At 70.9% G+C, this 12,745-nt stretch carries 11 protein-coding genes; 4 read left to right on the top strand and 7 right to left on the bottom strand.

Features of this window, described 5'->3' with window-relative positions; translation table 11 throughout:
- Positions 1-316 precede the first annotated feature (316 nt).
- Positions 317-1,480 carry a flavodoxin-dependent (E)-4-hydroxy-3-methylbut-2-enyl-diphosphate synthase gene (ispG, locus tag AB0J87_RS61385; protein ID WP_363984857.1) on the bottom strand — a complete coding sequence of 388 codons (1,164 nt, stop codon included), beginning with the start codon at positions 1,478-1,480 and terminating at the stop codon, positions 317-319.
- A gap of 39 nt (positions 1,481-1,519) precedes the next feature.
- Positions 1,520-2,698 (bottom strand): 1-deoxy-D-xylulose-5-phosphate reductoisomerase, encoded by a 1,179-nt coding sequence (gene dxr / locus AB0J87_RS61380; protein WP_363984855.1) that lies wholly within the window; start codon positions 2,696-2,698, stop codon positions 1,520-1,522.
- 198 nt (positions 2,699-2,896) lie between these two features.
- Between dxr and AB0J87_RS61375 the strand changes: the two genes are divergently transcribed.
- Complete coding sequence (locus AB0J87_RS61375; RefSeq protein ID WP_363984853.1) at positions 2,897-3,898, top strand: peptidase; 1,002 nt, start codon at positions 2,897-2,899, stop codon at positions 3,896-3,898.
- Between the two features lie 55 nt (positions 3,899-3,953).
- Positions 3,954-5,096, top strand: a complete 1,143-nt coding sequence (locus AB0J87_RS61370) for a trypsin-like serine protease (RefSeq protein WP_363984851.1) — start codon at positions 3,954-3,956, stop codon at positions 5,094-5,096.
- An 18-nt stretch (positions 5,097-5,114) separates the two neighbouring features.
- Here the strand turns inward: AB0J87_RS61370 and AB0J87_RS61365 are convergent, their stop codons facing one another.
- A complete protein-coding gene (locus AB0J87_RS61365; protein ID WP_363984849.1) occupies positions 5,115-6,641 on the bottom strand; it encodes a hypothetical protein in 1,527 nt (508 codons plus the stop codon).
- Positions 6,632-7,288: a hypothetical protein gene (locus AB0J87_RS61360; RefSeq protein WP_363984847.1), complete on the bottom strand. Its 657-nt coding sequence runs from the start codon at positions 7,286-7,288 to the stop codon at positions 6,632-6,634. Before AB0J87_RS61360 ends, AB0J87_RS61365 begins: the two co-directional genes overlap by 10 nt.
- 675 nt (positions 7,289-7,963) lie before the next feature.
- On the opposite strand from AB0J87_RS61360, the gene AB0J87_RS61355 reads away from it, so the two are divergent.
- The gene (locus AB0J87_RS61355; protein WP_350724402.1) at positions 7,964-9,370 is read left to right on the top strand and encodes an alpha/beta hydrolase; all 1,407 of its coding nucleotides are present in this window, start codon (positions 7,964-7,966) and stop codon (positions 9,368-9,370) included.
- Between the two features lie 77 nt (positions 9,371-9,447).
- Positions 9,448-10,290, top strand: coding sequence for a GNAT family N-acetyltransferase (locus AB0J87_RS61350; RefSeq protein ID WP_355210862.1), 843 nt, complete (start codon positions 9,448-9,450; stop codon positions 10,288-10,290).
- Here the strand turns inward: AB0J87_RS61350 and AB0J87_RS61345 are convergent.
- The 3 genes from AB0J87_RS61345 to AB0J87_RS61335 are packed head-to-tail and all read right to left on the bottom strand — an operon-like array spanning position 10,287 to position 12,703.
- Positions 10,287-10,664, bottom strand: a complete 378-nt coding sequence (locus tag AB0J87_RS61345) for a DUF3037 domain-containing protein (protein WP_363984845.1) — start codon at positions 10,662-10,664, stop codon at positions 10,287-10,289. The genes AB0J87_RS61350 and AB0J87_RS61345 overlap by 4 nt on opposite strands.
- Complete coding sequence (locus AB0J87_RS61340; RefSeq protein ID WP_355210792.1) at positions 10,661-11,491, bottom strand: HipA family kinase; 831 nt, start codon at positions 11,489-11,491, stop codon at positions 10,661-10,663. Before AB0J87_RS61340 ends, AB0J87_RS61345 begins: the two co-directional genes overlap by 4 nt.
- A gap of 42 nt (positions 11,492-11,533) precedes the next feature.
- Positions 11,534-12,703 (bottom strand): NAD(P)/FAD-dependent oxidoreductase, encoded by a 1,170-nt coding sequence (locus AB0J87_RS61335; RefSeq protein WP_363984843.1) that lies wholly within the window; start codon positions 12,701-12,703, stop codon positions 11,534-11,536.
- Between the last annotated feature and the right edge of the window lie 42 nt (positions 12,704-12,745).

The raw sequence follows: 12,745 nt of genomic DNA, 5'->3' as shown, positions 1-12,745 counted from the left end.
GAAGGCGGCGATGGACCGGCTGCGGAGGTGGCGCACCACGCCACGAAGGCGTCGGTGCGGCCCGCAGCGGGACGGTGGGGCTCGGCGCAACGCGAGCAGCGCCCTTGAGGTGCCGGTGTGCGACTCAGCGGGTCGCGTGCTCGGGACGCGGGGTTGGGTGGCTCTCCGGGTGCGACGGCGTGCCCCACGGCGGCGGCGTGCGGCTCAGGAGCCGCGTGCTCGGGACGTGGGGTTAGGCCGGTCTCAGGGGTGTGACCCCGTGTGGTGGCGCGCCGGGAATGTGGCGGGCCACCACGGCGGGGTGAGGGGCGGTGGGTCAGCTGACGATGACCTGGGGGCCGGAGTCGTCGTCGAGGTCGACGTCGACGCCCATCTCCTCGGCCAGCCGGAGCGCCTCCTCGATCAGGGTCTCCACGATCTGCGACTCCGGCACCGTCTTGATGACCTCGCCCTTGACGAAGATCTGCCCCTTGCCGTTGCCCGAGGCCACCCCCAGGTCCGCCTCCCGGGCCTCCCCGGGGCCGTTGACGACGCAGCCCATCACGGCCACCCGCAGCGGCACCTTCAGGCCCTCCAGGCCGGCGTGCACCTGGTCGGCGAGGGTGTAGACGTCCACCTGGGCCCGGCCGCAGGACGGGCAGGAGACGATCTCCAGGCCGCGCTCGCGCAGCCCGAGCGACTCCAGGATCTGGGTGCCGACCTTGACCTCCTCCACCGGAGGCGCGGAGAGGGAGACGCGGATCGTGTCGCCGATGCCCTCCGCCAGCAGCGCGCCGAAGGCGACGGAGGACTTGATGGTCCCCTGGAAGGCGGGGCCGGCCTCGGTGACGCCCAGGTGGAGCGGGTAGTCGCACTTGGCGGCGAGCAGCCGGTACGCGTTGATCATCACGACCGGGTCGTTGTGCTTGACCGAGATCTTGATGTCGCGGAACCCGTGCTCCTCGAACAGCGAGCACTCCCAGAGCGCCGACTCCACCAGGGCCTCGGGCGTGGCCTTGCCGTACTTCTGGAGCAGGCGCGGGTCGAGCGACCCGGCGTTGACGCCGATGCGGATCGGCACCCCGTGGTCGGCCGCCGCCCGGGCGATCTCGCCCACCTTGTCGTCAAATTTCTTGATGTTGCCGGGGTTGACCCGAACCGCCGCGCAGCCCGCCTCGATGGCGGCGAAGACGTACTTCGGCTGGAAGTGGATGTCGGCGATGACCGGGATCTGCGACTTCTTGGCGATGATCGGCAGCGCGTCGGCGTCGTCCTGGGACGGCACGGCCACGCGTACGATCTGGCAGCCGGACGCCGTGAGCTCCGCGATCTGCTGCAACGTGGCGTTGATGTCGGCGGTCACCGTGGTCGTCATCGACTGCACCGAGACGGGTGCGTCGCCGCCCACGGGGACGCTGCCGACCATGATCTGGCGGGAGTGTCGGCGTTCGGCGAGCGGCTTGGGACGGACCGTCGGGATGCCGAGAGCTACAGAAGACATTTCAACCCTTACTGTGACGACGGTTTCCAGTCTAGGTAGTCAGCGGGACAGCTCGATCGCGCGGGCCCGGGCCCAGGCGTCGGCCGCGAGCACCTCCTCGACCGAGTCGGCCGGGGTGACCTGGTGCTCCTCGACCACCTTGGCCACGGTGTCGACGATCGCCAGGAACGGCAGCTCGCCCCGCATGAACGCGTCGAGGCACGCCTCGTTGGCCGCGTTGTAGACGGCGGGCGCGGTGCCGCCCTCGCCGCCGACGTGCCTGGCCAGCGCGACGGAGGGGAACGCGACGTCGTCGAGGGGTTCGAACGTCCACGTGTGCGCCTTGGTCCAGTCGATGGCGCGTGCCGCACCCGGGATGCGGCGGGGGTGGCTGAGCGCGAGCGCGATCGGCAGCCGCATGTCGGGCGGGCTGGCCTGGGCCACGGTCGAGCCGTCGACGTATTCCACCATGGAGTGGATGATCGACTGCGGGTGGACCACGACCTCAATGCGGTCGAAACCCAAGTCGAACAGCAGGTGCGCCTCGATGACCTCCAGCCCCTTGTTGACCAGGGTGGCGGAGTTGATCGTGATGACCGGGCCCATCGACCAGGTGGGGTGGGCCAGCGCCATCTCGGGTGTGACGCCGAACATCTCCTCGCGCTTCATCCCCCGGAACGGCCCGCCGCTCGCGGTGATCACGAGCTGCTTGACGCTGTCGGGGTCGTAGCCGTCGGGGCCCGAGGCCCACAGGCACTGCTGCACCGCCGAGTGCTCGGAGTCGACCGGGAGGATCTGGCCGGGCTTGGCGAGCCGCTTGACCAGCGGGCCGCCGATGATCAGGGACTCCTTGTTGGCCAGCGCGAGGGTCCTGCCCGCCTCCAGCGCGACCAGGGTGGAGGTCAGCCCGAGCGCGCCGGTGATGCCGTTGAGCACCGTGTCGCACTGCCAGGCCGCCACCTCCGCGACCCCTTCGGGCCCGCCGAGCACCGTGGGCTTCGCGCCGTGCGCGGACAGCGCGTCCTTCAGCTCGGGCACGGCCGCCGCGTCGGCCACCGCGACCACCTCGACGCCGAACGTCGCCGCCTGCCTGGCCAGCAGGTCGACCCGCCCGCCGCCCGCCGCCAGCCCGGCGACCTTGAAGCCGCCGGGGTTGGCGGCGATGACATCGAGGGCCTGGGTGCCGACGGAGCCGGTGGAGCCGAGCACCACGACGGATCGGAGGGTCTCTTCTTGCACCTGTCCATTGTCCCCGCTGCAGGGCGCGCTCGGGCACGCGGTACCGACCGCGTCGAAATCCCAGCACTTATGTGACCCGAGATAACGCAGTGAATTAATGCCGGAATGCGGCTATATCGGTATGCGCAAATCTTGAGAAATCCGGATATTGCTACGGCTACCTTCCGTACCCCAGGTCCGGTTTTCGGGAGGTACGTAATGCACCGCGCAGTCGTTCTGCTTTCCATCCTCAGCCTCACCGCCGGCGGCGCCGTCCTGCTGCCCGCCGGTGGGGCGCAGGCCGGCGTACAGATGCGGCCCAAACCCGCCCAGTACGCGGCGGCGGACACCGCGTCCGAGCAGCGGCAGGTCCTGACGTACTGGACCGAGCAGCGGATGGAGGCGGCCCAGCCGCTGGACGCGCCCGGCCCGAAGAAGGGGGCGAAGATGGCGCTGGGAGAGCCTGCCGAGGGCACCCCCTGGACGGCGCCGCCCACCGGGGCGACGCGTGCCGGGGCGGAGCTGCAGTCGGCCCGGTCGTCCGGCGAGCCGTGGACCGGCTCCGGCGCGGTCGTGAAGACCACCGGCCGGATCTTCTTCACCACGCAGGGGCGCAACGCGTCCTGCTCGGGTTCGGCGGTGACCAGCGCGAACAAGAGCGTGGTCCTGACCGCCGGCCACTGCGTCAAGCTGAACAGAACGTTCCACACGAACTGGGTCTTCGTGCCCGGCTACAACAACGGCAACCGCCCGTCGGGCACCTGGGCGGCCACGAAACTGCTGACCACGCAGCAGTGGAACGCGAGCGAGGACATCAACTTCGACGTCGCCGCCGCCGTCGTCGCGCCGCTGGAGGGCAAGGCGCTGGTGGACGTCGTGGGTGGCCAGGGCGTCGCGTTCAACCAGGGGAGAAGGCAGCAGATGTACGGGTTCGGCTACCCTGCGGCGGCGCCGTACGACGGCTCGAAGCTCATCTACTGCAGCGGTCGGACCTTCGACGACTTCCTCGCGAGCGAGGACCACGGCCTGACCTGCAACATGACCGGCGGTTCCAGCGGCGGCCCCTGGATGCTGAATTTCAACGAGTCGACCGGCCTCGGCACCCAGAATTCGGTCAACAGCTTCAAATACAACTTCGCCCCCAACTGGATGTTCGGCCCATATTTCGGGAACGAGGCGCAGAGCGTCTACCAAGCGGCACAGAGCACCAACGCACTCTGAGGTATTTACCGAAAGTAGTCACAAGAACACATCTCGTAGTGCAGACTCGGGGGGCATGACCTTGAGCACCCCCCTGCTAGCGGCCGCCCCGCTTCTGGCGGGGCTGATCGGGCCCGCCCTCCTCGGTGCGGCCCCCGGCCAGCAGCAGGCCGACCCACCCGACCACAGGGCGATGCGACACCAGATAGTCGAGCACGTGGCCGCCCGCACCAGCGCCGAGCAGCGGCGCGTGCTCGACTACTGGACGCCGGAGCGCATGGCCAAGGCGCTGCCGATCGACCTGCTGGACAGCGTGACGGACGGCGCGGGCCTGCTGAGCGGCGTGACGGGGCGCACGGAGATACGCACCGCTCCTGACGTGTCGAGCCGGCACCTGACCCCGCCGGGCGACGGCGTGACCACGGGCGTGTCGGGTGACGGCCTGGCCGCCTGGCTGTGGGGCCGCACGCCCCGGCACCAGGCGGCGGCCGCCCGGCGGGACCAGGGGGGCGCGGCCAAGCGGCCGGAGACCAACACGGTCGGCTCGCGCTGGATCACCGGCGGCGCCGTGGCCAGGACCACCGGCCGCGTCTTCCTGACCGTGCGCGGGGCGGACTTCGTCTGCTCGGCCAGCACCGTGCGCAGCGCCAACAGGGACGTCGTGGTCACCGCCGGGCACTGCGTCAAGGACGGCGCGGGCGGGTGGGCCGCCAACTGGACGTTCGTCCCGGCGTACGGGATGGGCGGGGCGCAGCGGTTCGGGCAGTACGCGGCCCGCCGCATGTTCGTCGCCGGGCCCTGGTCGAGCCGTGGCGACGACAACTTCGACGTGGGCATGGTGGCGCTGGCCACGTCCGGTGGCAGGCACGTGGCCGACGTGGTGGGCACGCAGGAGATCGCCTTCAACGCCGCTCGCGGGGGCCAGGTGTTCGGCTTCGGCTACCCGGCCGACCCGCCGTACGACGGGCATCACCTGGTCTACTGCGCGGGGCGGCTGCGGGCCGACCCGTACGGGCAGAGCCGCGACCAGGGGCTGGGCTGCGAGATGACGGCGGGATCGAGCGGCGGGCCGTGGATGACCACGTTCGACCTGGCCACGGGCAAGGGGACGATCACGTCGGTGAGCAGCTTCAAGTACAGCGACGACCAGCGCACCATGTACGGCCCGTACTTCGGCGACGCCACCAAGGCCCTGTTCGACACGGCGGAGCACGCGTAGCCCAGTCGCCGATGGCGATCAGCGCAGGGATTCGCGCGCTTCGGCGACGCTTTGCATGACGTCGCTCTTCGGCAGGTTGGCCAGGAGTTCGTCCCGGTCGGGGCCGCTGATCAGGGCCAGATCGCCAAGTATGGCCTTGATCAGCGGCCTGACGTCGTCCGAGTTCCATTCCTTGATCGCGCGAAGGTAGGTTTCACGACGCTTCTGGCCGCTGTCGGGATTCAGCTCCAGCACCTCCAGCAACCCCCGCAACGGCGCCCCGCGCCCCCAGCCAGGGTCGTCCTCGATTTCGTTTATGAACGGCAATATGGCTTGGAAAAGCGCCATCTGGTCCGCGTCGTAGCAGAAGCGGGCTTCGACGAAGAGTTGCGTGACGCCACGTGCGTCCAGGAGCGGGTCGGGCAGAGGGTCGAGCGCGATGTCCAGGCCGTTCGGGGCCAGCCGGAGGGCCATGTCCGAGAGCTCTGGGGCAGCGTCGATCATGGAAGTGAGGCTGGTCCACTCCTCGGGCGCGCACTGGGAGCGCCACAGCAGCGCGTACCCCCGCCATTCCCGGATCACCGGCTCGTGCCCCGGCATCAGCGTGCTCGCGCGCAGGTCTCCGCAGACCAGCGCGAGCAGCACCAGGTTCGCCGAGTAGTAGGCGAACCGCTGCTGAGGGCCGGCCTCCCATGGGCGATACCGGTAAGGCGGCTCGTCGCGCGACTCCAACCGCCGGAACAGCCGGACGATCAGCGGCTGCCATTCCGGCTTCGCGAACTCCTGCAGGAACGCGATGACGGGACGGCGGCTGGAGAGCGTTGCCCAGGACAGCAATGTCCTGAGCAGCCCGTCGTCGACCTCGCGCAACACCGAGTCGGCGTCTCCGACGATCTCGTTGAGGAGAGCGGCCACCAAGCGCGCGATGAGGAACTCGCCGAAGGTCGCGTGCAGGAATTCGTAGGTGTGGAGCACCTCCTTGTCACGGGTGGCCCGGGCCTCGTGCACGAAGAAGAACTTGCCCGGCGCCAGGTCACCCGGGCTGAGCGGGGCGGCGAACCCGGCACCGGCCTCGGGCCGGTCCAGCTTCAGCGCCTTCAGGTCCTGGTCGAACTCGGTGCTGGTCGCCCACTGCCGCCCTCGGTTGAACATCGAGAAGGCCACGCAGGCGAGATGCACCAGCTCCCGCTCGACCAGCCCGGCCACCTCGGCACGCGGATGCGCCTTGTCCAGCTCGCGCTCGACGAACCTCCGCACCAGGCGCTCGTAGAGCTCCGCCTGGCCCAGTTCGGCGGCGGAGCGCAGGGCGTTGCTGTCGGCGTCGTACAGCGCGAGCATCAGCAGGAGCAGCGGCTGCCCGGCGAGGGCGGCCTGCCGGTCCACCACGTCGGGGGTGAGCCGGCGCAGTCCATGCTGCTGGAAGTAGTCGGCGTTGGCGTTGTTCCAGATCCGCAGCCAGTGCGCGATCTGCTGCTGGTCGAACGGCGCCAGGCTGACCACGCAGGTGCCCTCGGGGAAGCTCGCCCGGTTGGCGACGGCCGTGCGGCTGGTGACGATCACGGCCACGGCGCGCAGCACCCCGTCGTGCCCGCACCGGGCTGGCCGAGCACGACCAGCGGCCGCTCCGTGGCGCCCCTGCCCGTCAGGAAACCGGCCAGGAACCCGGCGAGATCCTCCCTGACCTCGGCCTCCTCCCACCAGGACTCGGCGCTCGGGTCGTCGGACGCGGTCGTCTCCGCGACCTGGTAACGAGGGGCGAGGTAGGCCTGGTCCAGCGTGGGCAGCTCCATGCCCGCCGGGACGTGCCCCGTCTCGGCGGCCGGGCGGGTCAGCGCGACCCGGTGCAGCCGGGACACGGTCTCCAGCTGGGCGGGCAGCGCGGCGCCAGAGGCGAGCATGCCGAGCAGCCGCCGCAGCTCGGCCAGGCCCTCGCGCGTCGCCTGGTGATCGACCTGCCCGGCCCAGAACGCGAACTCCGGGACGTCCAGGGCCAGCCGCCGGTAGGCGTCGGTGTAACGGCGCAGGGCCGCTTCGACCAGGGCGCCGTCCCTGAACACCGCGCGGACCTGCTCCCACTCATGCTCGCGGAGCCGCTTGCGGATGTCGGACAACGTCAGGCCATGGCCGAACGTCATGTACGTGCCCTCGACCTGTTCGATGTTCCGCTCGAAGGGCCGGTGCGGGGCAGGACACGGGATCTCTGGCACATTCATGACCACGCACTGGTCGTCCTTGCCTAACCGCAGCTGTTTGGGATCGAAGGGCAGCTCGAAGTCCTCCAGCGCCTCCAGTAGGCGGTGACGACGAGGATCGCGTGCGCGGCCTCCAGCCTCTCGGTACGGCTGCGCCACACCCTGCCGGAACGCCAGTCACGCCACCGCCCCAGCAGGTCGTTCCCGACCTTGATGAGCTCGTTCTTGGCCTCGATCAGGTCCCAGACCCCCAGGGTGCCAACCCCCCAGCAGGGTGTCCAGGGCCTTGACCGCCGGGTCCTGCCCGCCCAGGAGCCGGACCGCGTCGACGTACCGATATCCCCTCGCCATGCCGGGATGGTAGGCCGTCGCCGGGCCATCCGCGCCCCGATGTACCACGATCACTTCATGCAATCGCGCGATTACAAATTGGCAAGCTTTTCCCCATACTCAACGTGATCAACCGGTCGCTCACGGGAGCATCGCAAGGCCTATCAACAGGGAGGGGGCCGGGTGAAGCGGGTCGTTGGGGTTGTCGCCGGTGTCGCGGTGCTCGTCGGAGGGATAGCCAGCGGGGATGGGACGGCGGTGGCCAGCGGTGCGAGACAGGCGCCGGCGGCCATCGCCTGGGGACCGTGTCCGATAGGGAGTAGCGGGAGGCCGGCGCCGGCCAACCTGGAGTGCGGCACCCTACGCGTGCCGCTCGACTACCGGGAGCCGTGGGGCCAGACGATCGAGCTGGCCGTCAACCGCGTCCGGGCCAGGGTCTCCAGGAGCGCCAACTACCTGGGCGCGCTCCTGGTGAACCCGGGCGGGCCGGGCGCGCCGGGGCGGAGTCTGGCCGAGTTCGTGGCCTCGTCCCTGCCGTCGGACGTGAGCGAGCGCTACGACATCGTCGGGTTCGACCCGCGCGGCGTCGGGGGCAGCGAGCCGACGCTGCACTGCGTGGACCCGGCGGTGTTCTTCAAGGCCCCGCGGCCGGACGCGGTGCCGAAGGGACCGGCCGAGGAGCGGGAGCTGCTCGACAGGGCGCGCGAGTTCGCGGACCGGTGCGGCGCGCGCTGGTCCTGGCTGCTGCCGCACCTCACCACCGAGAACTCCGCCAGGGACATGGACTCGATCCGTGCCGCGCTCGGCGAGCAGAAGATCAGCTACCTCGGCTACTCGTACGGCACCTACCTGGGCGCCGTCTACGCCACGCTCTTCCCGGCCAGGGTCAGGCGGCTGGTCATGGACAGCACGGTCGACCCCACGGGCGTCTGGTACGACGCGAACATCCGGCAGGACAGCGCCTTCGAGCACCGTCACCGGCAGTTCCTGGCCTGGACGGCCAAGCACAACGACGTCTACCGGCTGGGCACCTCGCTCAAGCAGACGTCGTTCGCCTACTACGCGATGCGCGACCGGCTGCGGGCCCGCCCGGCCGGCGGCATCGTGGGGCCGAGCGAGCTGGACGACACCTTCACGGTCGCCGGGTACAGCGACCGGGTCTGGCCCGCGTTCGCCGCGGCCTGGTCCGCGTACGTGCGGCAGGGCGACGTGAAGGGCATGGTGGACATCTACAAGAAGCACGGCGAGGACGACAAGGCGGACGAGAACGGCTACGCCTCCTACCTGGGCGTCCAGTGCAGGGACGCCAAGTGGCCGCGCAAGTGGGAGAAGTGGCGCGAGGACATGACCCGGCTGCACCGCCGGGCGCCGTTCCTGACCTGGCCGAACGCCTGGTTCAACGCCCCGTGCGCCTTCTGGCCGGTGCGGGGCGGGACGCCGATCGAGGTGCAGGGCTCGTCGAACCTGCCGCCGGTGCTCCTCATCCAGTCCCGTGACGACGCCGCGACGCCGTTCAAGGGGGCCCTGGAGATGCGCAGGCACTTCGTCCGCACGGGCATGGTGATCGACGCCGGCGGCAACCACGGCGTGTCGCTGACGGGCAGCGAGTGCGTGGACGAGCACCTGGCCGCGTACCTGCGGGACGGCACGGTGCCGCCGCGGGACGTGGAGTGCGCCGCGCAGCCCGAGCCGCGCCCGTCGACCCACATGACGGCGGACGCCGTGAGCCCTCCGGCCGGACTGCTCGGGATCCTCGGCACCCTTGGGCTCTGACTGACGTCAAGAAAGGATTACCGTGGCCGTCACCCACTGAGCCAATCGGTGCCCCTTCGCGTAGTGTGACCTTTGTGATGCTGCGTACATCGGCGTCGCGCGTGCTCGACGACAGCGACCGGGACGAGGTCCTAGCCCTGCTGGACACCGACCCGGTCGCGAACGTCTTCGTCTCCTCCAGAGTGCGGGCCGTCGGACTCAATCCGGCGAGGCTGGGTGGGCAGATGTGGGGGTTCGGCGCGCGAGGCGGCCTTGTGTCACTCTGTTACGCCGGGGCCAACATGGTGCCCGTCAACGCCGGCCCCGAGGCCGTGCACGCCTTCGCCGACCGTGCCCGCAAGCAGGGGCGCCGCTGCTCCTCCATCGTGGGCCCGGTCGACGCCGTCTCTCTGCTGTGGGAGCGTCTCGAGCCGCACTGGGGCCGGGCGCGGGCCATCCGCTGGGCTCAGCCGGTCATGGCCACCTCGCGCACGCCGCCGGTGCCCGCCGATCCGCTCGTACGCCGGGTGCGGCCGGAGGAGTTCGACATCCTGCTGCCCGCCTGCGTGGCCATGTTCACCGAGGAAGTCGGCGTCTCGCCCAACCTCGGCGACGGCGGCGCGCTCTACCGGACCAGGGTCGCCGAGCTGATCAGGATCGGCCGCTCCTACGCGCGCATCGACGACGGCCGGGTGGTGTTCAAGGCGGAGGTCGGCGCCGTCACGCCGCAGGCCTGCCAGATCCAGGGTGTCTGGGTCGCCCCCGAGCTGCGGGGGAAGGGCCATGCCGTGGCCGGCATGGCCGCCGTCGTGGAGGCCGCGAGGAGCCTGTTCGCCCCCGTGGTCACGCTGTACGTGAACGACTTCAACCTCTCGGCCAGGGCCGTCTACCGCAAGGTGGGCTTCCAGGAGGTCGACACCTTCATGTCCGTCCTTTTCTAGATACGGACGAGTTTGTCGAACAGCCTGGCCAGCTCGGTGTCGGGGTCGGCGGTGAGGCCCGCGTGCACGGGCCCGGTCTGGATGATCGTGCTGCGCGGCGCCGTCAGCCAGCGGAACCTGCCGCCGAGCGACTCCTCGGCCAGCGGTCCCGGCCGCTCACCGCAGGCCAGCTCGTACGCGCTGAGCGCACGGCGTACCTCGTCGAGGTCGGCGTTCGGGTCGAGGGCGCGCAGCCGGGCGGCGTCGAGCTGAACCCGCGCGCACAGGTAGCCGCGCGGCTGGCAGTAGAGGAGCACGCCCGCGTTGATCAGCTCGCCGCGCTCGACCTTGGGCATGACGCGGATCACCGCGTACTCGTAGACGTCCCTGGTCACCGGCTTCCTCCCCGCCAGAACCCGCCCACCGACCCCGGGCCGCCGCGCGGCGCCTTCGCCTCGCCGCGCACGAGCCACTCGCGCGGCCCGTGCGCCCGCTCCATCAGATGATCGACGTACGCCTCGCGCACCGCCTCCGGGCCGTCGAACCCCGGCTCGCCGTCCAGCCACTCGTCGGGCACCATCGCGGTCACGCTCACCAGCAGCTCCCGCGTGATCCGCGCGGCCAGCTGGTCGCCCGCGGCCTCGACGTCACCGGCGAAGGGCGCGAGCACGTGGTCGCCCGCGTCGAACTTCCGCTGGGGGTCGGCCGTGCGCCAGTTGTGGTGGAACCAGAGCGCCGCGCCGTGGTCGATCAGCCAGGTCTCGCGGTGCCAGACCAGCATGTTGGGGTTGCGCCAGCTGCGGTCGATGTTGTGGATGAGCCCGTCGAACCACACCACCCTGGCCGCGAACACCGGGTCCGCCGCCCACGCCAGCGGCTCGAACCCCAGCGCGCCCGGCAGGAAGTCGACCGCCAGGTTGAGGCCGGTGCTGGCCTTGAGCAGGTCCTGCACCTCTTCGTCCGGCTCCCGGATGCCGATCTGCGGGTCGAGGTCGATGAGCTTGAGATCGGGGGTCCTGAGCCCCAGCCTGCGGCCCAGCTCGGCCGCGACGATCTCGGCGACGAGCACCCGCCGCCCCTGACCCGCCTCGCGAAACTTCACCACGTACGTGCCCAGGTCGTCGGCCTCGACGACGCCGGGCAGCGAACCACCCTCACGCAACGGGGTCACGTAACGGGTGGCTGAGATCCTTTCCAGCACAGGACGAAGGCTATCGCCCATCCCGGCCCCTCCTCCTCCCGGGACGGCGCGCGACGGGACCGGTCAGCCGGCCGGGCGGCGGAAGGGGGCGAAGGGGTGGTCGCGGGAGGCGTCGACGGCGGTGAAGGCGTAGTCGAGCATGCGGCGCTCGTACGCGGCCTTGGCGCCGGCGAGAGGCTGCCCCTCGGCCGCGGCCGCCGCGAGCAGCTCGCTCAGCAGGTGGGCGTCCCGCAGGCCCACGTTGGCGCCCTCGCCCCGGCCGGGGCTCATGCTGTGCACGGCGTCGCCGACCAGCGTGACCGCGGGCTCGGCCCAGGGCTCCACCCGCCGTGCCGAATGGAGCTGCAGCACAAACGTCGCCTCCGGGTCGGCCTCGCGCACGATGCGCCGCACGCCCTCGTGCCAGTCCCGCATCGTGTCCATGGCCAGCCGGTGCAGCCCGGCCGGGGAAACGCCGTCGGGCCGGGGGCCGGACACGGTCATCGTCCATGAGAAGTAGCCGGGGATCTCCGTCAGGCGCGTGCCGGGAGCGTGGCGGGCCACGGCCTCGGGCACGGGGGTGAGCGGGCGGCAGGTGGCGACGGCGACGGCCGTGCCGTCGGGGGCGGTGATCCGGTTGAAGGAGTCGATCAGCTCGGGCGGCGTGGCGGCCAGCAGTTCGGGCGTGATCCACGTGCGGCCGTACAGCGTCCAGCCGAGGTCGTCCACCACGGTGCCGGGCAGGAGCTGCGCCCGCACCCGCGAGCCCACGCCCTCCGCACCCACGAGCAGGTCGCCGTCCACCTGGTGGCCGCCCGCGAAGTGGGCGCGCACGCGGCCGCAGTCGAGCCGCTCGTACCGCTGGTAGTCCATGCCGAACCGGACCTCGCCCGCCGGCTCGGCCAGGAGGATCTCGCGGAGCGTGAGCCGGTTGACGCCCAGCCCGTCGATGCCCGGCCGCTGCTCGGGGATGTCCTTGGCGAACTTGGGCCGCAGGCCGGCGTCCATGAAGATCATGCGGGTGGCCGGGCGGATGGAGGTCGCCACGGCCAGGTCGAACAGGTGGTCCGGCAGGCAGGCCCGCAGCGCCCGCGCGCCGGTGTCCTTGAGGCTGATGCGGTAGCCCTGGGGGCGGTGGGCGGCCGAGAGGTCGCGTTCGAAGAGGGTGACGGCGAGGCCCGTCCGGCGCAGGCCCTGGGCAAGGCAAGATCCGGCGATTCCGCCTCCCACGATCAAGACGTGTGTGTCGGTCATGTCGCGACTGTAACTGTCGCGACAGTAAATGTCCATGCGGGG

The sequence above is a fragment of the Nonomuraea sp. NPDC049625 genome (assembly GCF_040675285.1).
In the GTDB taxonomy this organism is placed as follows: domain Bacteria; phylum Actinomycetota; class Actinomycetes; order Streptosporangiales; family Streptosporangiaceae; genus Nonomuraea; species Nonomuraea angiospora_A.
Note: the sequence above shows the minus strand (reverse complement) of the source record. Positions and strands in the feature narration are given on the sequence as shown.